Raw genomic sequence first — 23,588 nt, 5'->3', positions numbered from 1 at the left:
CCGTGCTGACACAGGGTGCTGGTGTGCCCAGACCGAAGCTAAGCGACGGGCATAGGACGCACCGGCCCACGTCCCCTCCCGCCGGCGGGAAGCTGCGGGTAGTCGGGGGTCCGGGCTTCCCGCGCGGGCTGGTACGAGGGCGCGAGCCCCTTCCGGGGTGCGGGCTTTTTCGGTTCGCTGGCTCTTCAGGGTGCGGGCGGTCGCAGGCTCTTCAGGGGCGCGGGGAACTGCGCGACCAGCCACGACGGGCCCGCAGTCGCCCGCAAACCGACCCACCCTCCCGGTACCAGCCCCACTCAACCGCCAGGAGCGACGCTCACCCGAATCGTCCCGTCCCCCGCAGCCGAAACCCGCACCTGCGAAAGGTCCCGCACCACCACATCCGGCCGATGAGCCCCGGCCCGAGCCCCGACCCCCACAACCCGCATCCCCGCAGCGCGCCCCGCCGCGATCCCCGCCCCCGAGTCCTCGAACACCAAACACTCCGCGGGCGCGACGCCCAACTCGGCCGCACCCTTCAAGAACCCTTCAGGATCCGGCTTGCTCGCCCCGACCGACTCGGCGGTGATCCGGACGTCGGGCAGCGGTAGCCCGGCGGCGGCCATCCGCGCGGTCGACAGTGGCACGTCCGCGGAGGTCACCAGCGCATGCGGCAACCCCAACTCCCGCAGGGAAGCGAGGAATTCCGGGGCGCCGGGAATCGCGACGACGCCCTCCATGTCGGCCGTCTCCTCGGCCAGCATGCGTTCGTTGTCCGCGAGGTTCTTCTCCATGGGCCGATGAGGCAGCAGCTGGGCCATCGACGCGTGCCCTTGCCGGCCGTGGACGACCTTCATGACCTCGTCGCCGTCCAGCCCGTGCCGCTCGGCCCATCGATGCCAGACGCGTTCGACGACGGCATCGGAGTTGACGAGGGTGCCGTCCATGTCCAACAGCAGGGCACGGGCGGTCAGCACGGTCGTGGCCGTCATCGGCATGCTCCAAAACGTAGGAGAGGGGGCCGGGGTCGCCGGGGCAATGTGCCCTCAGGGCATGGCGGCCCAAGGACAAGGTGGCCCCGCCCACCGGTCAGGGAAAGCGGGCGGGAGCCACTTTGTTCCTCCACGGTACAAAACCGAAGGGCAATCCCGCCACCACTCAGCGGACCCGATTCCACAGAACTTCGCGTAACAAAGGCCGGCCCAAAAGCCCAACAAAGGCACGCACGAGGCCAAAGCTCCGCCGCCCCCAGCCCCGTAGCCCTTGTTATGTCATGGCCACGACATTAAATTCTCACCCGGCGCACATCTCCCCGAAACGCGGCACCGCAAGCATTCGCACGCACCGTCAACTTCCCACCCCCCTAAGGGAGTTCGCATGCCGAAGGTCTACGCGCGTCGACGGCTCAGCATACTCGCCGCCGCCGGCGGATTGATAGCCATGGTCGGGCTTTTCAACGGTCCGACCGCCTCCGCAGCTCTGCCCACCCCCGTGAGCGCCGCCACCGCCCGCTCCTACCTCTCCCAGCTCACCGTGGCCAACGAGGACCGCACCGGCTACGACCGCGACCTCTTCCCGCACTGGATCACCCAGTCCGGCGCCTGCAACACCCGTGAGGTCGTCCTGAAACGCGACGGCTCCAACGTCCAGCAGGACTCCAGCTGCGCCGCGACCAGCGGCAGTTGGTACTCCGTCTACGACGGCGCCACCTGGCGCGCCGCCTCCGACGTCGACATCGACCACCTCGTCCCGCTCGCCGAGGCCTGGGACTCCGGCGCCGACGGCTGGACCACCTCGCGACGCCAGTCCTTCGCCAACGACCTGACCCGCCCGCAGCTCATCGCGGTCACGGACAACGTGAACCAGGCGAAGGGCGACAAGGACCCGGCGGAGTGGATGCCGTCGATCAGCTCGTACTCCTGCACGTACGTACGCGCCTGGGTTCAGGTGAAGTACTACTACGACCTCTCCGTCGACTCCGCGGAGAAGAGCAAGCTGACGTCCGTGCTCAACGGCTGCTGACCTGCGCCAGACGTCCGCAGTTCAACATGTGGTCACCGGAACCTCCCCACTGACCTCCGTCGTTCCGTACCGTACGGGGCGACGGAGGAGGGTGATCACGTGGCGAGGCTGCGGCTGGGACCACTGCTGAGGTACGTCGACGGCTCGTCCGCGACCGTCTGGGTCGAGGCGAGCCGTCCGTGCACCGCCGAGGTGCGCTGCGCGGACGGCGCCGGCGGCGAGACCCGCACCTTTCAGGTCGCGGGGCACCACTACGCCCTGATCCCGGTGACCGGGCTGACACCGGGCACGTCGACCGCGTACGAGGTGCGCCTCGACGGTACGACCGTGTGGCCGCTGCCCGGCTCCTCGTTCCCGCCCTCGGTCATCCACGCCCCGGCCGACGACGACCACGCGACGGTGCGGGTGGCCTTCGGTTCCTGTCGCTGGGCCGCTGCGCCCGCCGACGAGAAGGACCCGGTGGGCCCGGACGCGCTGGACACGCTGGCCGCACGCCTCGCCTCGGATCCGGGGGCCGAACGGCCGGATGTACTGCTGCTGTTGGGCGACCAGGTGTACGCGGACGAGACCTCCAAAGCCACCCGTCGCTGGCTGGCGGCCCGCCGCGATCTCAAGGATCCGCCGGGCAACGAGGTCGCGGACTACGAGGAGTACACCCGCCTCTACTACGAATCGTGGCTCGACCCCGAGGTCCGCTGGCTGCTGTCCACGGTGCCCAGTTGTATGATCTTCGACGACCATGACGTCATCGACGACTGGAACACCAGCGCCTCCTGGCTCGCCGACATGCGGGCCACGCCCTGGTGGCAGGAGCGCCTGCTGAGCGGCCTGATGTCGTACTGGGTCCACCAGCACCTCGGCAATCTCCCGCCCGAACACCTCGCAACCGACCCCCTGTACGCCGCCGTCCGCGCCATCCCGGACGGCACGGACGTACTCCGCACCTTCGCCGCCGAGGCCGACGCGAACCCCGCCTCGGTCCGCTGGAGCTACCGCCGCGACTTCGGCCGCGTACGCCTGCTGGTGATCGATACGCGGGCGGCCCGCGTTCTCGACGAGAAGGAGCGGGCGATGCTCGCGCCGGGCGAGCTTGCGTGGCTGCGGGAGCAGGTGCTGGAGGGGCGGGGTGCCCCGGCCCCAACCCCAACCCCGGCACCCGTGCCGAGCGGAGCGAACGGGACGGCCACTCCCCCTGCGGACTCCCCCGCCGCCCCCTACGACCATCTCCTCCTCGGTACGTCCCTGCCCTGGCTGCTCCCTCATCTCGTGCACGATGCCGAGGCGTGGAACGCCGCCTTGTGCCGGGGGGAGCGTGGGGAGCGGTGGGCGCGGTTCGGGGAGGATCTGCGGCGGCGGGCCGATCTGGAGCACTGGTCGGCGTTTCCGGCGTCGTTCGACGCGCTGGCCTCGCTCGTCGCCGAGGTCGGGTCGGGGCCCGAGGCGCCCGCGACGGTGTGCGTGCTGTCCGGGGATGTGCATCACGCCTACATCGCCGAACCCTCGTGGCCTCAGGGCGAGTCCGGGCCCGACGCACGCGTGCTGCAACTGACCTGTTCCCCCGTCCACAACTCCATCCCGATGTCCATCAAACTCGGCTTCCACTTCGGCTGGAGCAGAGTGGGCCGGGCCCTCGGCCGCCGCTTCGCCGGGCACGGCGGCGTCCCGAACCCGCCGATCGACTGGCGCAGAACGGGCGGCCCCTGGTTCGGCAACCAGTTGATGACGCTGATCCTGCGCGGACGCTCGGCCCAATTGCGGCTCGACCAGGCGCGGGAGGAGAAGGGCGGCGGCGCCCGGCTGCGGACGGTCGTCGAGTCCGAGCTCACCCCATAACTCATCCTCGGCGTACGTTGCCCGGCTATCGCGCCTGTTGCCCCTGATGCTCGTGAGGCATCCCACACCGGGTGCCGAGGATCCACTCAAGTGCTCGGCTCCCGTGCCCTGCGACGGCATGATGATGCGGACCGTCCGCTTCCAGCGGGCGGTTTGCCGCATAGCGCCCCAGATGCCCGGGAGTCACAGTTTTGTCTGCAGCGACCGCGGAACCGCCGGCGAGCGCCGAGTCGTCCGCAGAGGTCTCCGTCGCCTTGGTCGGCGCAGGCCCGCGCGGCACCAGCGTCCTGGAACGCCTCTGCGCCTCCGCGCCCGAACTCCTGGCGCCCGGGGCGCGCCTGACCGTCCACGTCATCGACCCCTCGCCGCCCGGTCCGGGGCGCGTCTGGCGGACCGACCAGCCGGCCGAGCTGCTGATGAACACCGTGTCCTGCCAGGTGACCCTCTTCACCGACGACAGCGTGGACTGCTCGGGCCCCATCCGCCCGGGCCCGAGCCTGCACGACTGGGCCGGCGGCAAGCTGGACCCGGACGAGTACCCGACCCGCGCCCAGTACGGCCAGTACCTGGAGTGGGTCTTCGCCGAGGTCGTACGCGGGGCACCGCCGTCGGTCCGCGTCGAGACGCACCAGGCCCGTGCGATACGGCTCGACGACGCACCCGACGGCCACCAGCGACTCGTACTCGACAACGGCCGCACCCTGCACGACCTCGCCGCCGTGGTCCTCGCCCAGGGCCACCTGCCGACGGTCGCCGACCGGACGCAGCAACGCCTCGCCGAGTACGCCGACCGCCGCGGCCTGCGCCACATCCCGCCCGCCAACCCGGCCGATGTCGACCTCTCCCCGCTCGCCCCCGGCGAGCCCGTCCTGCTGCGCGGCCTTGGCCTCAACTTCTTCGACCACATGGCCCTGTTGACGACGGCCCGCGGCGGCCGCTTCCTCCGGGCGCCGCAAGGCGTCCTGCGTTACGTCCCGTCGGGCCTCGAGCCACGCCTGTACGCGGGTTCCCGGCGCGGCATCCCGTACCAGGCCCGCGGCGACAATGCGAAGGGCCCGTACGGCCGTCACCTCCCGCTCGTCCTCACCCCGGACGTCATCTCCGCCTTCCGCAAGCGCGCGGACAACGGTTACGCGCCCGACTTCCTCGCGGAGATATGGCCGTTGGTCGCGAAGGAGGTCGAAACGGTCTACTACGAGGCGCTGTTGGGGCAAAGCGTCATGGCCCCACGGGGTGAGGCGGCGACCGTACGGGACTTCCGTGAGCGTTTTCTCGCCATTCCCCACCGCGACCCCCAAGAGGCCCTGCTCCTCGGTGAGTTCGGCATCGCGGAGGCCGACCGCTGGTCCTGGGACCGCATTTCGCGCCCGTACGCGGGACAGGCCTTCAACAACCCGCAGGACTTCCGGAGTTGGCTGCTCGGGTATCTGCGCGAGGACGCCGAGCAGGCGGCGCTCGGCAATGTCGACGGTCCTCTCAAGGCGGCCCTCGACGTGCTGCGCGACCTGCGCAACGAGGTGCGGCTGATCGTCGACCACGGCGGGCTCGCGGGCACCTCACGGCGGGAACACCTGGACCGCTGGTACACGCCGCTCAACGCGTTCCTGTCGATCGGGCCGCCCCGGCGTCGTATCGAGGAGATGATCGCGCTGATCGAGGCGGGCGTCCTGGAGGTGCTCGGCCCGCGTCTGGAAGTGCGGGAAGAGGACGGGGCGTGGGTGGCGTACTCCCCCGACGTGCCCGGCTCCACGGTCCGGGCGACCACCCTCGTCGAGGCGCGGCTGCCGGAACCGGAACTGCGGCGCACCGCCGACGACTTGCTCGCCCGGCTGCTGAAGACGGGGCAGTGCCGGCCGCACACGGTGGACGGTTACGAAACCGGAGGGCTGGACGTAACACCGCGCCCGTACCGTCTGATCGACCGCGGAGGGCACGCGCATCCGCGGCGGTTCGCGCTCGGCGTGCCCACGGAGGGCGTGCACTGGGTGACGGCGGCGGGGGTCAGGCCAGGGGTGGACTCAGTCACACTCTCCGACACGGACTCCGTGGCGCGAGCGCTGCTGCGGGCTGCCTCAACTGCGGCGACGCCGGAAGACGGGGCCGAAAATCGGCCGAATGTTGAACTTGCAACAATCGATTGAGCTAGCCTACCGTCGATCACTCGCTCGGTTTACGTCCCCATGCGGTCCCCCCATGACCGCACCAGACCGAAGGAGTTCCCCCATCATGACCGGACGCCTAAACAGCGCCCAGCCGTACGCCATCGGCCTGTTCCGCATCGTCATCGGTCTGCTCTTCACCTGCCACGGCGTCATGTCGCTCTTCGGCGAGTTCGGCGGCGCCGACGGCAAGGGCGGCACCGTGGAGCCGACCGCCTGGCCGAACGGGTACGCGGCCGTCATCGAGCTCGTCGGCGGCAGCCTGGTTCTGCTCGGCCTCGGCACCCGGTTCGCGGCGTTCATCGCCTCGGGCGCCATGGCCTACGCGTACTTCAAGGTCCACCAGCCGCAGGCGCTCTTCCCGATCGAGAACCAGGGTGAGGGCGCGGCCATGTTCTGCTGGTCGATGTTCCTGCTCGTCTTCACCGGCTCGGGCGCGCTCGGCCTCGACCGGCTCTTCGCGCGAGGCAGCACGTCGTCCACGGCGGACCAGCGCAGCTCGGAGCCCATCGCGGCCTGACGCCCGAACCGGCGCACCGCAGCACGCAAGTCGTACGAGATACGCAAGGCGTACGAAAACGGCGCCCGCCCCTGTCGCACCGGGGGCGGGCGCCGTCGTCGTATCGGGCGGCTCCTCCCGTGTCGTATCTTGCGGCCCTCTGAACGGCACCGTGGCGGCCGGGTGAACGTGGTGTAGCGATCACACGTGCCCCCTGTGGATCTCCCGTCCCATCCCCCGCGTACGCTGTATGGCTGTCACAGGCCGCACCTGCCGCTCCCCCGCGACATCGCGGCTCTCGGCCAGGTTCGGGCTACGGGGGAGACACAGGGAGTTCGGGTGCTTGAGAGTGTGGGGCTGCTGACGGGCAGTCCATGGATCTACGCCGTGGTGGCCTTGTCCGTGCTGTTCGACGTGTTCGTGCCGGTGCTGCCGAGCGGGGTCCTCGTCATCGCGGCGGCGACTGCGGCCGCGGCCGGCTCCGGCGCGGCGACCGGGCACGTACCGGACCTCTTGCCGCTGACGCTCACCGCGGCCACCGCCTCGGTCCTCGGCGACCTGATCGCGTACCGGCTTGCCCGGCGCGGCGGCGAGCGTCTGGACCGGGCCCTCGCCCGTTCCCGCCGCCTGACCGGCGCGCAGGAACGTCTCGGCGCGGCCCTCGCACGCGGCGGCGGCGCCCTGGTCGTCGTCGCCCGCTTCGCGCCCGCGGGCCGCTCACTCGTCTCCCTCGGCGCGGGCGCCGCCCACCGCCGCGTCCGCGAGTTCCTGCCCTGGTCGATCCTCGCGGCCCTGGCCTGGGCCGCGTACAGCGTCGCTCTCGGCTACTTCGGCGGCCATCTGCTGGGCACGACATGGCTCGCCACAGGCGTTTCGCTGCTCGCGCTGTTCGGGGCGGGGGCGGGGGCGGCGTACTTGATACGGCGTCCGGTGGCGGAGACGGGCACGGGCACGGGGGTCTGAGGCGTACGCGGTCGGCCCCTGCGGGCTGCGTACGGGGCCAGTCCGGGGTGCGTACGGGGCCAGTCCGGGGTGCGTACGGGGCCAGTCCGGAGTGCGTTCGGGGCCCGTCCGGGGTGCGTACGGGTTGCGTATGGGCTGGGTACGGACTCAGCCGGCCCGGCGTGCAGCCGTCTGGCCCCGGACCTCGAGCCCGTCCAGCAGCTCGGCCGTCGCCTCCGTGATCGCGTCGACCGCCCGGTCGAACACCTCACGGTTGTGGGCGGCAGGGGCCCGGAAGCCGGACACCTTGCGGACGTATTGAAGAGCGGCGGCCCGGATGTCGTCCTCGGTGGCCTCTTCGGGGAGTACGGGCGGGCGGAGAGTCTTGATGCTTCGGCACATGGGTCCAGTCTCGCGCGTGACTGGGGATCGTGGGGGCGGTAGCGGCAGTACGCCTGTGGAGGCGTACTGCCGCTACCGGCCCGAGTCGCTCAGCCCTCGGCGATCTCGCGGACCTCGACCGTGACCGTAAACTCCGCCGGGTGGATCTCGAGGAAGCGCTTGGCCCACTCCATGGCCTCGGCCTTGTCCTTGCACTGAGTGATGGAGTAGCCGCCGATCACTTCCTTGGTCTCGGTGAACGGGCCGTCGACCTGGCTGAACTTGCCGCCGGTCCAGGTGATCCGGGTGCCCTCGGACGTCGGGTGCAGTCCGGCCGTGTCCAGCATGACCCCGGCCTTGGTGATCTCCTCGAGCAGCGCTCCCATACGCTCCCCGAACTCCGGACCCATCCCCTCGACAGGAACGTCGTTCTCCTCGACACGAACCAGCGTCAGAAATCGCGGCATGGTGACTCCTCGGTCATCTTGGTCGCCTTGGCGACGAGGGCGGGGCTTCTCCCCGCCTCTCACCTCTGCGTCGAGCGGGCGACGGCGGAATCGACAACTGCCCGGAGATTTTTTCCGAAGCCCGCGCGACATGAGTAAAAGCAGGCACAGCCACAGCCCTTGGCCAACTGTCCACGATTTGCTGAATCCAGGATTTCCTGTACGTTCGTGGGTGTGCTGAACGTTGCTCTTGCTTCCGACATCGAGGTGCTGGCCCGCTTCGGCCGCGCGCTCGCCGACCCGATCCGCTGCCGCCTCCTGCTGGCGCTGCGCGATGCTCCCGCCTACCCGTCCGAGCTCGCCGAGGCCCTGGGCATCTCCCGTACGCGCCTGTCGAACCATCTGACCTGCCTGCGCGACTGCGGACTGGTCGTCGCAGTCCCCGAAGGCCGCCGCGCTCGCTACGAACTCGCCGACGAACGTCTCGGCCATGCACTCGACGACCTGCGCACCGCCGTCGTCGCCGTGGAGACCGACCGTACCTGCCCGGACGCAGAGGCAAAGGACTGCTGCTGAGATGACCGCGATATCCCTCGGTCCCACCCCGACCCGCCGTGACGCGCTGGCGAAGCGCATACGGTTCCTGGTCGCGGCGACGATCATCTACAACGTGATCGAGGCGATCGCCGCCCTCACCGCCGGCACCCTCGCCTCCTCCACCGCACTGATCGGTTTCGGCCTCGACTCGGTCATCGAGGTCTCTTCCGCGGCCGCCGTCGCCTGGCAGTTCTCCGCCCGCGACCACGCCCTGCGCGAAGCGCGGGAGCGGACGACGCTGCGGATCATCGCCGTCTCCTTCTTCGCCCTCGCCCTCTACGTCACCATCGACGCCGTCCGCGCACTGGTCGGCACCGGCGAGGCGGAACGCTCCATACCCGGCATCGTGATCGCCGCCCTTTCCCTGGCGGTCATGCCCTTCCTGTCGGCCGCCCAGCGCCGCGCGGGCCGCGAACTGGGTTCCGCCAGCGCGGTCGCCGACTCCAAGCAGACCCTGCTGTGCACCTACCTCTCCGCCGTCCTCCTGCTCGGCCTGGTCCTCAACGCCACGCTCGGCTGGTCCTGGGCGGACCCGATCGCCGCCCTCGTCATCGCCGCCATCGCGGTAAGGGAGGGACGCGACGCCTGGCAGGGCAAGGGCTGCTGCGCTGCCCCCGTCACCGCGGCGGCGCACCCAACCGAGGCCGACGCCAACGCCGAGGCGGACGGGTGCGGCTGCGGGCCCGGCAAGGCCTGCTGCTCCTGACGACGGAATCGGCCCGTCGACAACCGACGAGCCGCAGTCAACCGACGACGAGGCATCGTCAGCCGGCGAGGATGCCGTCGATCTGGCCGACCGCCTCCTGCAGACCCTCGACCGCGCCCATGTTCACCAACTGCTCCATCTGTTCCCGGGAGTCGAAGGTCGAGCGCATCTCCATCCGGGTGCCGCCCTCGCGCTCGGTGAGCCGCACCCGCACATTGCTGGTCGGCTGGTCGGGGATCGGCTTGCCTTCCTGGTCGGCGAAGCCGTCGGTGAACTCCAGGGACGTAGGCGAATCGACCGAGGTGACACGCCACCAGCCGTGGTGCCGCTCGCCCTCCGGGCTGGTCATGAAGTAACTGACGTCCCCGCCGGGGCTGAGGTCGTGCTGCTCCACGGTCGCCGGATAGGTCGGCGGACCCCACCAGCGCTCCAGCTGCCGCGGGTCGGCCCACAGCTGCCACACCCGCTCCACGGGTGCGGAGAAGTCGGCGATCAGGGTGAGGGTCAGGTGGTCGAGGTCCTTGTCCACGCTGGTGACGGTCATCTGTCGGGTCCTTCCGTGGGTCGTTCTCCAGAGGGTTGGGAACTCGTCAGCGCAGGTCGAGCCGCATCAGGATCCGTGGATGGCCGGCCAGCACGGAGGTGGTGTCGGCGGCGTGGACGAACCCGGCGCGTTCGAAGTTCTTGCGGATTCCGGCGTACGCCATCGTCAGGTCGACCTTGGCTTCACCGTTGTCGAGCGGGTACGCCTCGATCACCGGCGCTCCATGGGCGCGCGCGAACTCGACCGCGCCGGCGATGAGGGCGTGCGAGATCCCCTGCTTCCGGTGACCGGGGCGTACGCGGATGCACCACAGCGACCACACCGGCAGGTCGTCGACGTGCGGGATCTTGCGGTTGCGCGCGAAGGACGTGTCCGCGCGCGGCGCCACGGCGGCCCAGCCGACCGGCTCGTCACCGTCGTAGGCGAGCACGCCCGGAGGCGGATCGGCGCGGCACAACTCGGCGACGTACTCACCGCGGGCCGGCCCTCGAAGCTCGTTGTTGAGCTTGGACGGGATCCGATAGCTCAGACACCAACAGACGGTAGCCGTGGGCGACTTGGGCCCGACCACAGCACGTACATCCTTGAAGACCGACGCCGGGCGAACCTCGATGGCCATGGAACCCACGATGCCACGGCACGCGGGGCGCCGCCGCTCAGTCCTCGACGGCGGGGACTCGCACCCGACCGCACCCGTACGTGTGAAGTCCCCCAAGGAACTCGCATCCCAAATTCGAACAGGCGTAGCATTGGCGCGTGGCTGAGACCTATGACTTTCCGAGTGACCTCCTGGCCGGTCAGGAGGAGCTGCATCAGGTCCGGGCCGAGCTGCTGGCCCTGCTGAAGCGGCTCCCCTGGTCGGTCGAGCCCATTGAGGGCATCAGCGACGCCCACGGCTGGCGCAAGGTGGAGCTGCCCGCCTCGCCCGGCTGGAATGCCGACGAACAAGCCGAGGTGGAGAAGCTCCGCCAGCGCGAGCGCGAACTGGCCGTCTTCGTGACCTGCCACCGCTTCTGGGCCGAGGTCACGGGGCCGGAGCGGGTGGACGCGAGGATGCGCCTGAAGCACGTACGGGAGTCGGAGGGGGAGGCGCCGTCCTCGTGAGGCCCTCGTGAGGCCCTCGTGAGGCAAGGGTCGTCGAGGTGCGGCGAGCGGCTGCGCTTTCAGGCTCGCAAGGGGTTGGTGCGCGTTCAGGCCCGCAGGGGATTCGTACGCGTCGCGGCCAGCAGGTACCAGGCGGTCGCCCCCGCGTGCCGGTACGGGTAGTAGCCGAAGCTGAATCCGGTGTCGAGCGGGCTGCTCGCCGAGACGACTCCGGAGCGTTCGGGCAGCGCCTTGTCGCCGAAGGTCTGGCCGGTGCCGAGCAGCTCCTGGGCCTGTTCGATCGAGGCGATCAGACGGCGGGCGCGCGCCTCGTCACCCGGGGCGTGCCGGTCCCGCAGGGCGAGCGCGAGGTGGGCGGTCCCCTCGAACCACACGCCGTTCCTGTCGGGCTTGGGCTGGAACTCGGCGATCGGAGCGTCCTCGTTCGCCACGAGGCTCGCGGAGCTGAAGGAGACGCCCTCGTACGACTGGCCCGCGGGCACCGTGCTGTTCCGCCGGTCGGCGTGGTCGAGGACGGCCAGCTCGGCCGCTGCCCAGTCCAGCGAGCGGGAGTACTTGCGGGCGTCGAGGGCGAGATGGGTCCAAGTCTGGGTGTCCTCGGGGATCGGGGACTTGTTGACCGTGACGCCGTCGTTGGTGCCGGTGTAGAAGAAGCCGCCGGACGGCTCCCACATCTTCTTGACGAAGGCTTCGGCCCTCGCCCGCCGCTCCAGCCACACCCGGTCCCCGGTGAGCCGGGCGAGCCGTCCGAAGAGGCAGACCAGGTCGGTGTTGTGCTCGGTCGAGGTGAACGGCAGCTTCTCGTTCGCCCCGTTGACCCCGAACTTGTAGCCGCCGAGAGGCTCGTCGGTACGGCCGTTCCGCTCGATCCACGCACCGATCCGCACCGCCCCGTCGAGGAAGCGGCGCGCCCCCGTCCGGCGGGCAAGGGCAGTCAGCGCGATGCCCGCCCAGGCCATGTCACCCACCGCCGTCCCCGTGAACCCGAACTGCGTGCCGACGTTGGCGGTGCCGTCCGCCCGCACAAAGCCGTCCGGCTGCGGCGAACCGTCGAAGAAGGTGTACGGCCCGACGTTGTAGGCCTGACGCAGCCGACCGTCGTCGTACGCCGGATCATGGGCCTGGGCATAGAGCAATGCGTCGCCGAGCGCCACGGCTCTGGCCCGCCCGTCGCCGGTACCCACCGCGAGATGAGCCAGGATCGTAAGAGCGTTGTCGTACGTGAACGCCGTGCTGAACAGACCCGCCTGGTCGGCGTAGCTCTGGGTCAGGCGAATGCTCCCGTGCTCCGGGTACGCGTCCATGGCGGCGGCGAGAAAGCCGTGCCCCCGACGCCGGGAGGCCGCACTCCCACCACCCAAGCCTCCGGCGGCGTGCGCCGCACCGGAGCCGACCGAGGCGAACACCGCGGTTCCGACACCGAGTCCGGCGCCGATGAGCGTTCGACGACTGAACGCCGGAGTTTGTCTGCCGGTCATGGTTCTCCCTGGGAAACGTACGGATCAGGACGGTTCGAGCGCGGGGGCGTGCCGGGCTTGAGAGCGCTCTCAAGCGGTGCGCGCTCATTGTGCTGGCACGTGCGGGGCAGGTCAACGTCCTTGACATGGGTGCCCGTTGGGGCGCGTACGCGAGAGACTCCGGCTGGGACTGTTGCTTCTACGGACGAAAGGCCACCAGATATGCCGGAAAGGAAGTTCCCGAAGCCACCGGACGTTCTGCCGGTGCAGCTTCCGGGGCGTACCGCGGACGACGAATCGACATCAAGCGTCCTTGCCCTGATGCGGCATGTAAAGGAAGGCTTGAGGGACGGCCGGTACACGTGCGGAGACATCCTCCCTTCGGAAGCTGAGCTCCAAAAGCTGTACAGGGCGACCCCAGCAGAGGTGCGAGAAGCAATTGCCCACCTCAGGCGCGCGGAACGCCTACACCTTCACGACGAGTACTTGGATACGTACTTCCTGGACCCCGGCCCCGAAGCGGACGGACTGATGCCGGCCAGCGAACTTGGCCGACGACTGGTGCAACTTGAGAGCCATTGCGCGGAGATTCTGGCGCGACTTGAGGCAGTGGAAGCGCAGCTCGCGCAACGAGGCCGCGCAGAGGCCTGACGCCTTCGACACGACGCACATACAGAACCAGGCACACAAAGAACCAGCCAGGCTGCCCGATGGGCATCCTGGCTGGTCATACACGTGGGCGCGGACGGTTTCGAACCGCCGACATCCTGCTTGTAAGGCAGGCGCTCTACCCCTGAGCTACGCACCCGGGATGAGTCGACAGCCTACCTTGCCAGGGGCAGTGCCCGGCAAACACGTATCGGGCGACGTGACGTATCGGGTGCCGATCCCGGCGATGCGGGGGATTACCCCACCCGGGATCCGGGAGCGGGCCGGATCCCGCCAAGGGCCCCCGCTCCGTACGGTCGAAGAGCGTCCCAAGCAGCCGTAGGTCCACGAAGTCCGCGGCCGGGGCGCCCGACACCAGGGGGAGCCCGTCATGACCGTACGTATCCGCCGTTCCGCAGTCGTGGCCAGCGCGGCCGTCGCCGCCGTCACCCTCTTTGCCGCCGGGTGCGGCGCCGACGCGGGAGACGACAAGGAACCCGAGCACCGTTCGTTCGCGCTCGAGGGCAGGACGCTGACCGTCGACTCCGACGACTCCGCACTCGAACTGGTCGCCGCCGATGTCGACGAGGTGAAGGTCACCCGGTGGTTCCAGGGCAGCGTCGTCGTCGGCGGGGACCCCAAGGTGACCTGGGCGATGGAGGACGACAGGCTCACGCTGCGGATGAAGTGCTCGGGCGTGGTCGCCGGCTGCTCGGCCAAACACCGGATCGAGGTGCCGCGCGGCATCGCGGTCACCGTGAAGGACGGGGACGGCAGCGTACGGGCGAGCGGTTTCAAGGAGGCCCTGAACGTCCGCACGGGCGACGGTTCCGTACGCGTCGAGGACTCCAGCGGGCCGCTGACCCTGCACACCGGCGACGGTTCGGTCACCGCGACCGACGTCGGCTCCCGGCGCGTGGACGTCCACACCCAGGACGGTTCCGTGCGGCTCGGCCTCGCCGCCGTGCCGGACCGGGTCGCCTCGAGCAGCCAGGACGGCTCCGTCACGATCGAACTGCCCGCGGAGGCGACGTACCGGGTGAAGGCCAAGACCGGCGACGGAAGCGTCGATGTGTCCGTGCCCCGCGACGAGCGCAGCGCGCACGAGGTGTCCGCCGAGACACGGGACGGGAAAGTCACGGTGCGTACGGCGAACTAACCGGGCCGTGTGTTCGTCCCTACCTGGTGGGAGAATGACACCGGGCAGGGTGGACCACAGCACGGGAGAGGGATGTGACGGCGACACCTTCACAGCCGTACACGCCGTTTGTGCCATGGGCACAGCAACTACCTCGCAACCGTGCCAATTTGAGGGCAACGAGGGCCGGGAAGTCCGGGAGGGCCGACAGGGGTACGAGGCGCGGGGGCGCCGCCCGTGACCTGTTGACCCTGGTCCTCCTTCCGCTTCCGCTGCTCGCGCTGACGCTCCCCGCCGCGTTCACCGGCGGCGGGACGCGGCGGTGGTTCGGCGGCCGTTCCGAGAGCCAGCGGGCCGAGGCGCAGGCGGCCAAGGACGCCGCCGCGGCCGCCTTCTACGAACTCGACACCGCGCAGCGCGATCTGCGCATCTCGATCGAGACCATCACGGCCGTCGACGACTCCCCCGCCGCCCGGCGCGCGGTCGCCGACTTCGACGCGCTGGGTCGTCGTATCGACGAGGTCAGCCATACGTACATCAACGCGGTCGACGCCCACGACCTCGACCGCGACGACCTGGAGGCCTCCGTCGCGGCCCGCGCGCGTACGGAGCTGACCAAGGCCAAGGACGAGCTGTCCCGCGTCAAGCAGGAGCTGGACCGTTTCACCGACGGGCTCGGCCCGCTGCTCGGCAAGGCCGAGACCCAGCTGGCCCGGCTCGCCCCCGCCGTCGAACGCGCCCGCCAGGCCCTGCTCGCCGCCTCGAACGCCCTGGATGCCGTACGGGGCTCAGGCCTCAAGGCCGACGACCTGGCCGCCCGTCTCGCCGCCCTCGGCCCCGAGCTGACCAAGCTGAATCAGGGCGCCGGGCAGCACGGCGTCCCGGAGACACTGGAGCGCGCCGACCGGGTCGCCCGCGACGCCGAGGCGGTACGCACGGAGGCCGAGCGCCTGCCGGAACGGGCCGCCGAGATCGACCGCCGCCTGGTCTCGCTACGGACCCGCGCCCAGGCTCTGACCACCCGCTCCGGGCAGGTGGATCCCGTGCTGAGCGAGTTGCGGCGCCGCTTCACGGCCGCCTGCTGGCAGGACCTTCAGCACGTACCGGACCAGGCCGCCGAGACCGTACGGCAGGCCGAGGCGAAGCTGACGGAGGCCAAGGCCGCGCGCGACGAGCAGCGCTGGGCGGACGCGACGGCGCTGCTGTCCACGGTGCGGGCGCTGCTGAACACGACCGACGAGGCCGTCTCCGCGGCCGGCGACCGCCTGCGGCGGCTGAACGAGGTGCAGAAGGACCCCCAGCGCGAGATCGACCGCACACGCTTCGCGATCCGCGACGCCCAGCGACTGGCGATGGCAGGCCGTCACACCCCCGACCCGCGTCACGCCCGCCCCCTCGACGACTCGGTGGCCCGCCTTGAGCGGGCCGTCGCCACCCTGGAGGGGCGGCACCCCGACTACTGGCACTTCCTGACCGAGACGGAAGCCGTACGGCGGACGGTGTCCCGGGTGGTGGCCCAGATCCGCGAGGAGCGGGGCCACTCGGCCTGAAGCGCACGGAAGTGCGCGGAAGTGCGCGGCCCCTCCCGGCGGCTGCCGCGCCCGCTAATCTGTCCGTATGCCTCGCTACGAATACCGCTGCCGGACCTGCGGCGACACCTTCGAAAAGAGCCGCCCCATGTCCGAGTCGTCCGCCCCCGCAGCCTGCCCGGCCGGCCACGACGACACGGTAAAGCTGCTGTCGACGGTCGCCGTCGGCGGCTCGGCCTCGGCACCCGCGACCGCACCGGCCGCCCCCAAGACGAGCGGCGGAGGGTGTTGCGGCGGGGGCTGCTGCGGCTGACGCCGGGGGCTGCTGCGGTGACATCGGGGGCTGCCGCGGCTGACCCCGGCGGCTTCCGGGCGCCACTCAGCCGTGGAGGAGTCGCTGCTCCACGCAGCCGCGCTCTCCTCCTCGCGCCTCCCCTTCGTGCTCCCACGTCCACCACCGCGGCGCGGCTCGCGGCCAGCTCCACGATCCGCCGCTCCAACTCCTCCTGGTGGCTGGGCCCGAGGAAATGCCGGGCCAACTGCCGCTCCAGCTCGGCGACTCCGAATATCCCCTGCACAGCGAGGAAGCGCAGGAAGAGACCGCCGAAGGACGAGAAGACGATCGCCCAGGGGTGCTCGACGCCGTCGACGATCCAGGCGAACATCCAGTACGTGCTGTAGACGAGTCCGGCCGCCACCGCCAGCATCACGACGGCGCCCAGCGCGCCAAGGGCCCAGCGGCACGCGATGTACCGCAGGGCGCGCGCGTCCTCGTACGCGGGAGAGACGGACACGCTCAGCCAGGTCCCGAGCCGTCGGCGCTCGAATTGCGTCAGTCTCCGCGCACCCGCGAACACGGGCCGGAGCACGGCCTGCCGGCCGCGCGGCCAGGCCAGTACGGGCAACAGGGCGAGGCCGGAGAGCACGGTGAAAAGCAGCTCGACTGCGGCCGAGGCGGCTCCCGTCATGAGCCCCACCCCGCACCACGCCCCACGTCGTGCCACATCTCGCATGATCGCCACGCTAGCGGGACGCCACGTCGCCACGCACTGCGGAAAACCGCAATTCCGGCCTGCGGTTGACCGCATGGAAACTTGCGGTCGTCCTCAGGGTCTCTTCAGCTTCGGTTTTCTAGCGTGTGGGGCATGACAGCCATCGCAGCCGGCGTCGCGGCGGACAGCGGCGCTCCTCAGTGGATCAATAACCTCATGGACACGCTCGGGGCGCCGGGCGCGGGTATCGCCATTGCCCTGGAGAACCTCTTTCCGCCCCTGCCGAGTGAGGTCATCCTGCCGCTCGCGGGGTTCGCGGCGAGCACCGGACAGATGAATCTGTTCGCTGCGCTGCTGTGGACGACGGCCGGTTCCGTCATAGGTGCGCTCGCGCTGTATGGCGTGGGGGCGCTGCTCGGCCGTGACCGCACGGTGGCGATCGCGGCCCGGCTGCCGTTGGTGAAGGTCGCGGACATAGAGAAGACGGAGGCCTGGTTCGTCCGGCACGGCACCAAGGCCGTGTTCTTCGGACGGATGATCCCGATCTTCCGCAGTCTGATATCCGTGCCCGCGGGCGTCGAGCGCATGCGCCTGCCCGTCTTCCTCTGCCTGACCACGCTGGGCAGCGCGATCTGGAACACCATCTTCGTCCTCGCCGGCTATCTGCTCGGCGAGAACTGGACGGAGGTCACCGGCTATGTGTCGGCTTACTCGAAGGTGGTGCTGGTCGCGGCGGTACTGGCGGTGCTGCTTTTCGCAGGCGTACGGCTCTTCAGGCCGGGGCGGGGCGAGCGCGACGGGCGACGGCGCACCAAGGATGGGGAAGCCTCCATAGCCTCGTCCGTCGGCTCGTCCGCCGCGGCCACCACGGAGAGCCCTGGCCCTACCGAGCCTCCCGCGCCGACCGCACCTCCCGCAGGAACTCCCGCAGAATCCGCTCACCCGCGGCGACACCCCGCTCTGGAAGAGAGGTGATCCCGGGGGCCGTCCAGCCCACGTCGGCCAGTTCGCCGTGGCCCGGGCGCCAGCCGCGGTCCGCGGCGAGCAGGAGGTCGGCGTCGAGGAGGGAGTCGCCCGCTGCGAGGGTGAGGTCGGCTCCGGTGCGGCGGGCGATCTCGTGCATCGCGGCGCTCTTGGTGAGCGGCTTCGGCACGGCGTAGATCTTGCGGCCCTGGAGGGAGACGGTCCAGCCGCGGTTCTCCGCCCAGACGGCCAGTTCCTTGACCCAGTCCTCGGGGAGGAGTTCGCGCTCGACGACGACGTACGCGAAGAGGTCCTCGGCGACGCGATGCTTGCGTACCCACGCGGGGTCGGCGGTGGCCGTCATATGGTCCCGTACCTCGGCGAGCGGGGCGCACTCGCCGGCCAGTCGCTCGGTGACCTGGGCGTGCCAGTCCGGGTCCGAGGCACCGTCGACGAGGAGGTGGCCGCCGTTGGCGCAGATCGCGAACTTCGGTGCGGGGCCGGGGAGTTGGATGCGGCGGTACTGCTGACGCGTACGGGTGGTGGTCGGTACGAAGAGGGCCTCGTCACCGAGTTCGCCGAGTTCGGCGAGCAGTGCGGCCGCGGTCTCGGTCATGTACGACAGCGGCTTGCTCTCGTACACCTCGACGCAAAGCAGCCGCGGCGCCCGCTCGTCCGGCAGGGGCAGCGCGAGTGCGGCGGCGGAGTAGATGAGCGTGCGGTCGAGGTCGCTGGCCACGAGGACCTTCGGAGAGGACATCAGGCGCTCACCGCCTTGCCGTCGGCGCCGGTCGCCCCGCGTGTGTACTTGGGGTGGATCAACCCGACGCAGGTGTACGGGAGTTCGGCGACCTCCTCGACGGGCACCCCGCGCTGTTCGGCGAGCAGGCGTACATGGTCCAGGTCGGCGCCCGCTTCCGCGCGGGCGAGGATCTTCCAGGGGACGCGGCGCAGCAGTACGCGGGTCGTCTCGCCGACGCCGGGCTTGACGAGGTTCACGTCGTGGATGCCGTACTCCTCGCTGATGCGCTCAACTGCCGCCCAGCCCTCCCAGGTTGGGCTGCGGTCCATGGAGAGGAGCTCCTTGACCAGGGTGTCGACCGCGTCGCCGACCTCGTCGAAGCGGTCGGAGATGGCGTCCAGGAAGTCGACGGAGACGTCCGCGCCGGCGAGTTCGCGGTAGAACTTCGCGCCGTGGTAATCGTGCTGACCGACCAGGTCGGCGCGGAGCACCGTACGCGAAATGAGTCCGGAGACCGTGGAGTTGAGGCAGGCGGAGGGGATGAGGAAGTCCTCGCGGGTGCCGTAGGTGCGTACGCAGGAGCCGGGGTCGGCGAGCACCGCGATCTCCGGGTCGAAGCCGGTGATGCCGTCGGAGGCCTCGAACTCCTCGATGGCCTGGGAGAGTTCGCGGGTGATGGCGCCCTTGCCGGTCCAGCCGTCCACGAAGACGACATCGGCCGGGTCGTGGTGGGCGGCCAGCCAACGCAGCGCGTTGGCGTCGATGCCGCGCCCGCGCACGATGGAGACGGCGTAGTGCGGCAGGTCGATCGCGTGCCGGTGCTGGGCCCAGCGGCGCATCAGGATGCCGATGGGGGTGCCGGCGCGGGCGAGCGACACGAGGACGGGCCGCGGGGACCGTTCGGCCAGCACGGTCTCCGTGACGGCTCCGGCCGCCTGGGCGATGCGGGCGGCCGAGGTGTCCAGCGCGGCGCGGAACAGCTCCTGGTACCGGTCGCTCGGCTGGTACTCCACCGGCAGCGACTCCGCGTAGTGCGCGCCCCCGCTCTGGATCGCTTCCTCGCGCTCCTCCGTCGGCGCCTCCAGCGTCACGTCCGAGAGGTCCTGGAGCAGCCAGCCGACCTCATCAGGGGCATACGAGGAGAAGTCGGGGCCACGAAGGGGCTCGGGCAGCATGGCGGACCTTTCGGACAGCTGCGGGGTGGGTGCGTACGACGGAGTGGAGGTGGAGGCGTACGAGGGCGTGGCGGCAGGGACGTACGACGGCGTGTACGAGGGGATGACGGCGAGCAGCACGCTCGGGGTGTGTGCGGCGAGTCGCGCCAACAGGCCGGCCGGGGCGTGCAGTTCGGGCGTGTCGGCGACCGAGTCGACCACGGCGACGACGGCGTCGAATCCGCCGCCCGCGACGTTGTAGGCGTACCGCTCGCCAGGGCCGTCGTCCGGATTGTCGTGGGCAGGGAAGACGAGGCGGCTGCGGATCGCGTAACCGGGGTCGTCGACGGCGAGGACCGGGGAGCGGGTCGTGGTGGAGTAGCGGACCTCGGCGTCGGTCAGCTCCTCCAGCGCGACGCCGAGCCGCAGCGGCGCGTACATCAACTCCTCAAAGCCGAGGACGAGTACGCGGCGCGCCCCGTCCGGCAGCGCGTCCGCGAGCCGCGCGGCCATGGCGGGCAGCGCGCCTTCCAGGCGTATGCGGTGCTCGGGCGTGAAGCCGTGTCGGCCACCGTCGGGCAGGTCCTGCGGCCAGCCGAGCTCGACACGCGCGACGGTGCCGCGTTCCGAAGGCGCCGGAAGCCCCGCCGGCCCCGGCAGCTGTGCTCCGGCCGACTCGTGCTCGGCGACCAGGGCCTGCCCCTTCTCCAGTACGCCGTCGGGCAGCCGCACCGTCCCCGAGGCCGCCGCCACCAGGTCCACGCGGGCGCCGATCTCCAGGGCGAAGGCGTCGAGGCGGCCCTGGTCGGCCGGGGAGCGCATGTCGACGAGCGCGACGATCACGTAGTGCCCGCGCGGGTAGCGCTCGTGCAGCGCGCGGATCGTGTTGAGGACGGTGTTTCCCGTGGAGAACTCGTCGTCCACGAGGACCAGCGCACCGTCGCCCGCGAGCAGCCCGGGCTTCTCCGGCAGCAGCAGATGCGAGGTGGCGTGGGAGTGGGACTCCTCGAAGCCGCCCGCCCGCTCGACGCCGTCGACGGGGCGCCGCGTCGAGTGCAGGTAGGGCGCGAGGCCCAGGCCGTCCGCGACCGAGTGGCCGAGGCCCGTCGCCGTCTCCGCGTAGCCGAGCACCACGGACCGGCTCGCCCCCGCCTCGCCGAGCAGTTCGCGCACCCGGTGGCCCAGTTCGTACCCGGACTGCCACACCGTGCGCGGGCTCTGCGGTACGTGCTTGCCCAGCACGTTCGACACCAGCAGATGCGCGCGCTTGGGGTTGCGCCGCAGGGCGAGCCCCAGCAGCTCGCTCAGCTTCTCGTCACCGACGAGTTCGACGCCGAGCCGCTCGGCGACCCAGGTACCGGTCCACACCACGTTTCTCATTAAATCCCTGTGTTCGGCCGGAGAACCCGGCAGCATTTTCGGCCGCGTCGACCCGGCAGCACTCTCGGCCGGTTCGGCCGGCGCCAGATCTCTGTGTCTGGCCGGCTGCCCGGCGGCAGATCCCAGTATCTGGCCGGGCAGCCCTGCGGCGATTCCCTACGTCTGACCGGCCAGCCCCGCGGCGAGCAGCTCCACAAACCCGATGTCCTCGTTCGCGACGCCGAAGACCTCGGCGCGCTGCAGGGTGCGCTCGGCCCAGGCGCGGTGCGGCTTCACCTCGTTCATCTTGTTCGTGTACGCGGACCGCATGACGCCACCGCCGCCACGCTCCGGACGCAGTATGTCCTGAGCGTCGCTGTACTCCTCGTGACTGACCACCGACAGTGCGTGTACGGGCAGTACGTGTGAGGGGTGGATGCAGGTCTTGCCGGTCAGACCGTTGGCCCGGTCGAGAGAGATCTCGCGCAGCAGCCCGTCCATGTCGTGCTCGATCAGCGCGTTGCGCAGGTCCTCGGCCTCCGGGGTGAAGGGGCTGCGGCGCAGTTGCGGCTTGAACATGCGTTCCTGGACCCGGAAGTACTCCCACACGGGCCCCGTCACCGTGAATCCGGTGCCGTCGGCCCGCCCCAGCACGTTCACCACGTCGGCGATCACGGAGGCGACGATCTGCACGTCGTACGCCGTCATATCGGGCGCCCGGCGCAGCCCGTAGGAGGAGCAGAAGTCGGTGACGCCGAGCCTGAGCGCGAGGACCCGGTCGCGGTACTTGTCCACGGCGCGGAAGATGCCCGTCAGGGTCTCCACGCGCGACTCGCGGTACAGCAGGTCCGGCGATTCGAGGACGGGCATGGCGAACAGCCGCCGCCCGCTCGCGGCCTCGGCCGCGGTGAGCGCCTCCAGGAACGGCACGCCCCGCTCCTCGGTGAACTTCGGCAGCACGAAACCGGACAGCAGCCGAGCCGCGTCGCCGAGCCGCTCGACGAGGTCCGGTATCTGCTCCGGCGTACGGACCCGGATGAACAGCAGCGGCAGTTCGGTCTCCGGGCAGCCCGCGGCCAGCTCCTCGAACTGCCGGACCAGGTTCTCCTCGGCGCCCGCGACCTCGGCGTCGTCTATGGAGTCCTCCAGGCACAGCACCATCGAGACCACACCGCGCCCGATCTGCTTCACGATGTCCTCGGCCAGCCTCGGTCTGGTCGCGGGACTGTACAGCGTGGCGCCGAGGGCCACGGAGAGCATCCGAGCCGGGGATTCCGCGGTGAAGACGCGGGGTTCCTGATGGAAGAGGCGCTGCCGCACCTCCGGAGCGATGTGCCCGAAATGACGCATGTGACTCCCCCGGGGCGGCTGAGACGCCTGACGATATGTGGCCGGTAATAGTACGTAGAGATCCATGTCCGAGGTTCCCGCCGGGCATGAAATTCAGGTAACGCACACGAACACAACCATGTCCTCCAGCGTCACATCGAAAGGGTTGTGGCGCACCCGCGTTGTCGTGACCAGGACCGAGAAGGCAGGATGACCGCATGACGCACGCGATGCTGAAAGGGTCGAACGTACCGCTGGACGCCAAGGCGGTACGGTCCGTGCTGCGCTGGTCGCCGGGGCAGGGCGTGCCCGACGTGGACGCCTCGGCGCTGCTCCTCGGGCCTGACGATCGTGTGCGATCCGACGAGGACTTCGTCTTCTACAACCAGCCCCGGCACCCCTCCGGCAAGGTCTGGCGCCTCGGCAAGAAGCGGGTCACCGAGGGGCTCACCGACACGATCCAGTCGGACCTGGCGGGCGTCGAAAGCGCGGTGACGCGGATCCTGCTGGTCGCCTCGGCCGACGACGTCACCTTCGACCGCGTACCCGCCCTGCGGATCCTGCTGTACGACGCCTCCGTCGCCGACGGTGAGCCGTTGGCGTACTTCGACATCAAGCCGGAGACCGGCGAGGAGACCGCGCTGATCTGCGGCGAGCTGTACCGGCGCGGGAAGGGCTGGAAGTTCCGGGCGCTCGGCGAAGGCTATTCGAACGGCATCGAGGGCCTGGCCAGCGACTTCGGCATCATGGTGGACGATTCCGAGCCCGAGTCCGCCGGCAACTCGGCGCCGCTGCCGCCCGAGCAGCCCGCCGCCTCCGGTCTCCCCCAGCAGCCGGCGCAGCCCGCGTACGGCTACCCCCCGGAGTCCACGACCCAGCCGGCGTACGGTTACCCGCAGCCGGCCTCGTACGCCTACCCGCAGGCAGCCCCGGCCCAGCCCGCCGCGGCGACGGCCCAGCCCGCGTACGGCTATCCGCACCCGGTCCCGGCCCTCCCCGACCCGGAGTTCAAACTGCCGCCGCAGGGACCGCAGTTCGTCGGGCGGTGAGCACCACTCCGCGGCC

At 70.4% G+C, this 23,588-nt stretch carries 23 protein-coding genes and 1 tRNA gene; 14 read left to right on the top strand and 10 right to left on the bottom strand.

All coding sequences use genetic code 11. The features are described from left to right. Nucleotides 1–296: 296 nt before the first annotated feature. Nucleotides 297–977 carry an HAD-IA family hydrolase gene (locus OHT21_RS33395; RefSeq protein WP_328771985.1) on the bottom strand — a complete coding sequence of 227 codons (681 nt, stop codon included), beginning with the start codon at nt 975–977 and terminating at the stop codon, nt 297–299. A gap of 379 nt (nt 978–1,356) precedes the next feature. On the opposite strand from OHT21_RS33395, the gene OHT21_RS33390 reads away from it, so the two are divergent. The 5 genes from OHT21_RS33390 (at nt 1,357) to OHT21_RS33370 (ending at nt 7,455) form a co-directional block, all read left to right on the top strand. Continuing rightward, nucleotides 1,357–2,001, top strand: a complete 645-nt coding sequence (locus OHT21_RS33390; protein WP_328771984.1) for an HNH endonuclease family protein — start codon at nt 1,357–1,359, stop codon at nt 1,999–2,001. A gap of 99 nt (nt 2,002–2,100) precedes the next feature. After that, nucleotides 2,101–3,834, top strand: a complete 1,734-nt coding sequence (locus OHT21_RS33385; RefSeq protein ID WP_328771983.1) for an alkaline phosphatase D family protein — start codon at nt 2,101–2,103, stop codon at nt 3,832–3,834. Between the two features lie 191 nt (nt 3,835–4,025). Then, the gene (locus OHT21_RS33380; RefSeq protein ID WP_328771982.1) at nt 4,026–5,975 is read left to right on the top strand and encodes an FAD/NAD(P)-binding protein; all 1,950 of its coding nucleotides are present in this window, start codon (nt 4,026–4,028) and stop codon (nt 5,973–5,975) included. Between the two features lie 85 nt (nt 5,976–6,060). Next, nucleotides 6,061–6,513 (top strand): DoxX family protein, encoded by a 453-nt coding sequence (locus tag OHT21_RS33375; protein ID WP_328771981.1) that lies wholly within the window; start codon nt 6,061–6,063, stop codon nt 6,511–6,513. A gap of 318 nt (nt 6,514–6,831) precedes the next feature. Then, nucleotides 6,832–7,455 carry a DedA family protein gene (locus tag OHT21_RS33370; RefSeq protein WP_328771980.1) on the top strand — a complete coding sequence of 208 codons (624 nt, stop codon included), beginning with the start codon at nt 6,832–6,834 and terminating at the stop codon, nt 7,453–7,455. A 147-nt stretch (nt 7,456–7,602) separates the two neighbouring features. Here OHT21_RS33370 and OHT21_RS33365 read toward each other — a convergent pair whose 3' ends face one another. Beyond that, on the bottom strand, nt 7,603–7,836 hold the full coding sequence (locus OHT21_RS33365) for a DUF2277 domain-containing protein (RefSeq protein ID WP_328771979.1): 234 nt from the start codon (nt 7,834–7,836) through the stop codon (nt 7,603–7,605). 89 nt (nt 7,837–7,925) lie between these two features. Continuing rightward, entirely contained in the window at nt 7,926–8,282 is a 357-nt protein-coding gene (locus tag OHT21_RS33360) for a YciI family protein (RefSeq protein WP_328771978.1), read from the bottom strand. Between the two features lie 216 nt (nt 8,283–8,498). On the opposite strand from OHT21_RS33360, the gene OHT21_RS33355 reads away from it, so the two are divergent. Further along, entirely contained in the window at nt 8,499–8,837 is a 339-nt protein-coding gene (locus OHT21_RS33355; protein WP_328774314.1) for an ArsR/SmtB family transcription factor, read from the top strand. 1 nt (nt 8,838) lies between these two features. Then, nucleotides 8,839–9,564 (top strand): cation transporter, encoded by a 726-nt coding sequence (locus tag OHT21_RS33350; RefSeq protein ID WP_328771977.1) that lies wholly within the window; start codon nt 8,839–8,841, stop codon nt 9,562–9,564. A gap of 58 nt (nt 9,565–9,622) precedes the next feature. Here OHT21_RS33350 and OHT21_RS33345 read toward each other — a convergent pair whose 3' ends face one another. Beyond that, the gene (locus tag OHT21_RS33345; RefSeq protein WP_328771976.1) at nt 9,623–10,108 is read right to left on the bottom strand and encodes an SRPBCC family protein; all 486 of its coding nucleotides are present in this window, start codon (nt 10,106–10,108) and stop codon (nt 9,623–9,625) included. Between the two features lie 46 nt (nt 10,109–10,154). Further along, the gene (locus tag OHT21_RS33340; RefSeq protein ID WP_328771975.1) at nt 10,155–10,727 is read right to left on the bottom strand and encodes a GNAT family N-acetyltransferase; all 573 of its coding nucleotides are present in this window, start codon (nt 10,725–10,727) and stop codon (nt 10,155–10,157) included. A gap of 137 nt (nt 10,728–10,864) precedes the next feature. On the opposite strand from OHT21_RS33340, the gene OHT21_RS33335 reads away from it, so the two are divergent. Continuing rightward, a complete protein-coding gene (locus OHT21_RS33335; protein WP_328771974.1) occupies nt 10,865–11,212 on the top strand; it encodes a hypothetical protein in 348 nt (115 codons plus the stop codon). An 86-nt stretch (nt 11,213–11,298) separates the two neighbouring features. Here the strand turns inward: OHT21_RS33335 and OHT21_RS33330 are convergent, their stop codons facing one another. Further along, nucleotides 11,299–12,690: a Tat pathway signal sequence domain protein gene (locus OHT21_RS33330; RefSeq protein ID WP_328771973.1), complete on the bottom strand. Its 1,392-nt coding sequence runs from the start codon at nt 12,688–12,690 to the stop codon at nt 11,299–11,301. A 201-nt stretch (nt 12,691–12,891) separates the two neighbouring features. Here OHT21_RS33330 and OHT21_RS44815 point away from each other — a divergent pair, with 201 nt between their 5' ends. Continuing rightward, on the top strand, nt 12,892–13,320 hold the full coding sequence (locus OHT21_RS44815) for a GntR family transcriptional regulator (RefSeq protein ID WP_443050465.1): 429 nt from the start codon (nt 12,892–12,894) through the stop codon (nt 13,318–13,320). Nucleotides 13,321–13,405: 85 nt separating this feature from the next. Here the strand turns inward: OHT21_RS44815 and OHT21_RS33325 are convergent. Next, a tRNA-Val gene (locus tag OHT21_RS33325) sits at nt 13,406–13,477 on the bottom strand. Nucleotides 13,478–13,708: 231 nt separating this feature from the next. Between OHT21_RS33325 and OHT21_RS33320 the strand changes: the two genes are divergently transcribed. From OHT21_RS33320 to OHT21_RS33305, 4 genes are all read left to right on the top strand, one after another. Then, nucleotides 13,709–14,476 (top strand): DUF4097 family beta strand repeat-containing protein, encoded by a 768-nt coding sequence (locus OHT21_RS33320; protein ID WP_328771972.1) that lies wholly within the window; start codon nt 13,709–13,711, stop codon nt 14,474–14,476. Nucleotides 14,477–14,550: 74 nt separating this feature from the next. Next, a complete protein-coding gene (locus tag OHT21_RS33315) occupies nt 14,551–16,005 on the top strand; it encodes a hypothetical protein (RefSeq protein ID WP_328771971.1) in 1,455 nt (484 codons plus the stop codon). A 67-nt stretch (nt 16,006–16,072) separates the two neighbouring features. After that, the gene (locus OHT21_RS33310; protein WP_328771970.1) at nt 16,073–16,297 is read left to right on the top strand and encodes an FmdB family zinc ribbon protein; all 225 of its coding nucleotides are present in this window, start codon (nt 16,073–16,075) and stop codon (nt 16,295–16,297) included. 832 nt (nt 16,298–17,129) lie between these two features. Then, nucleotides 17,130–17,951: a DedA family protein gene (locus tag OHT21_RS33305; protein ID WP_328771969.1), complete on the top strand. Its 822-nt coding sequence runs from the start codon at nt 17,130–17,132 to the stop codon at nt 17,949–17,951. On the opposite strand, the gene OHT21_RS33300 is transcribed toward OHT21_RS33305, so the two are convergent. From OHT21_RS33300 to OHT21_RS33290, 3 genes are all read right to left on the bottom strand, one after another. Beyond that, the gene (locus OHT21_RS33300; protein ID WP_328771968.1) at nt 17,860–18,699 is read right to left on the bottom strand and encodes an HAD family hydrolase; all 840 of its coding nucleotides are present in this window, start codon (nt 18,697–18,699) and stop codon (nt 17,860–17,862) included. The genes OHT21_RS33305 and OHT21_RS33300 overlap by 92 nt on opposite strands. Continuing rightward, nucleotides 18,699–21,215 carry a phosphoribosyltransferase gene (locus OHT21_RS33295; RefSeq protein ID WP_328771967.1) on the bottom strand — a complete coding sequence of 839 codons (2,517 nt, stop codon included), beginning with the start codon at nt 21,213–21,215 and terminating at the stop codon, nt 18,699–18,701. Before OHT21_RS33295 ends, OHT21_RS33300 begins: the two co-directional genes overlap by 1 nt. A gap of 156 nt (nt 21,216–21,371) precedes the next feature. Next, on the bottom strand, nt 21,372–22,544 hold the full coding sequence (locus OHT21_RS33290; protein WP_328771966.1) for an HpcH/HpaI aldolase/citrate lyase family protein: 1,173 nt from the start codon (nt 22,542–22,544) through the stop codon (nt 21,372–21,374). A 197-nt stretch (nt 22,545–22,741) separates the two neighbouring features. On the opposite strand from OHT21_RS33290, the gene OHT21_RS33285 reads away from it, so the two are divergent. Continuing rightward, entirely contained in the window at nt 22,742–23,572 is an 831-nt protein-coding gene (locus tag OHT21_RS33285; protein WP_328771965.1) for a TerD family protein, read from the top strand. The last annotated feature ends 16 nt before the right edge of the window (nt 23,573–23,588 follow it).

Source organism: Streptomyces sp. NBC_00286 (assembly GCF_036173125.1).
Taxonomy (GTDB): domain Bacteria; phylum Actinomycetota; class Actinomycetes; order Streptomycetales; family Streptomycetaceae; genus Streptomyces.
Note: the sequence above shows the minus strand (reverse complement) of the source record. Positions and strands in the feature narration are given on the sequence as shown.

Bases quoted from the DNA above. Each gene is read 5' to 3' on its own strand.
- OHT21_RS33395 (WP_328771985.1), bottom strand. From the start codon at position 977: ATGCCGATGACGGCCACGACCGTGCTGACCGCCCGTGCCCTGCTGTTG.
- OHT21_RS33390 (WP_328771984.1), top strand. From the start codon at position 1,357: ATGCCGAAGGTCTACGCGCGTCGACGGCTCAGCATACTCGCCGCCGCC.
- OHT21_RS33375 (WP_328771981.1), top strand. From the start codon at position 6,061: ATGACCGGACGCCTAAACAGCGCCCAGCCGTACGCCATCGGCCTGTTC.
- OHT21_RS33365 (WP_328771979.1), bottom strand. From the start codon at position 7,836: ATGTGCCGAAGCATCAAGACTCTCCGCCCGCCCGTACTCCCCGAAGAG.
- OHT21_RS33360 (WP_328771978.1), bottom strand. From the start codon at position 8,282: ATGCCGCGATTTCTGACGCTGGTTCGTGTCGAGGAGAACGACGTTCCT.
- OHT21_RS33350 (WP_328771977.1), top strand. From the start codon at position 8,839: ATGACCGCGATATCCCTCGGTCCCACCCCGACCCGCCGTGACGCGCTG.
- OHT21_RS33345 (WP_328771976.1), bottom strand. From the start codon at position 10,108: ATGACCGTCACCAGCGTGGACAAGGACCTCGACCACCTGACCCTCACC.
- OHT21_RS33340 (WP_328771975.1), bottom strand. From the start codon at position 10,727: ATGGCCATCGAGGTTCGCCCGGCGTCGGTCTTCAAGGATGTACGTGCT.
- OHT21_RS33330 (WP_328771973.1), bottom strand. From the start codon at position 12,690: ATGACCGGCAGACAAACTCCGGCGTTCAGTCGTCGAACGCTCATCGGC.
- OHT21_RS44815 (WP_443050465.1), top strand. From the start codon at position 12,892: ATGCCGGAAAGGAAGTTCCCGAAGCCACCGGACGTTCTGCCGGTGCAG.
- OHT21_RS33320 (WP_328771972.1), top strand. From the start codon at position 13,709: ATGACCGTACGTATCCGCCGTTCCGCAGTCGTGGCCAGCGCGGCCGTC.
- OHT21_RS33310 (WP_328771970.1), top strand. From the start codon at position 16,073: ATGCCTCGCTACGAATACCGCTGCCGGACCTGCGGCGACACCTTCGAA.
- OHT21_RS33305 (WP_328771969.1), top strand. From the start codon at position 17,130: ATGACAGCCATCGCAGCCGGCGTCGCGGCGGACAGCGGCGCTCCTCAG.
- OHT21_RS33300 (WP_328771968.1), bottom strand. From the start codon at position 18,699: ATGTCCTCTCCGAAGGTCCTCGTGGCCAGCGACCTCGACCGCACGCTC.
- OHT21_RS33295 (WP_328771967.1), bottom strand. From the start codon at position 21,215: ATGAGAAACGTGGTGTGGACCGGTACCTGGGTCGCCGAGCGGCTCGGC.
- OHT21_RS33290 (WP_328771966.1), bottom strand. From the start codon at position 22,544: ATGCGTCATTTCGGGCACATCGCTCCGGAGGTGCGGCAGCGCCTCTTC.
- OHT21_RS33285 (WP_328771965.1), top strand. From the start codon at position 22,742: ATGACGCACGCGATGCTGAAAGGGTCGAACGTACCGCTGGACGCCAAG.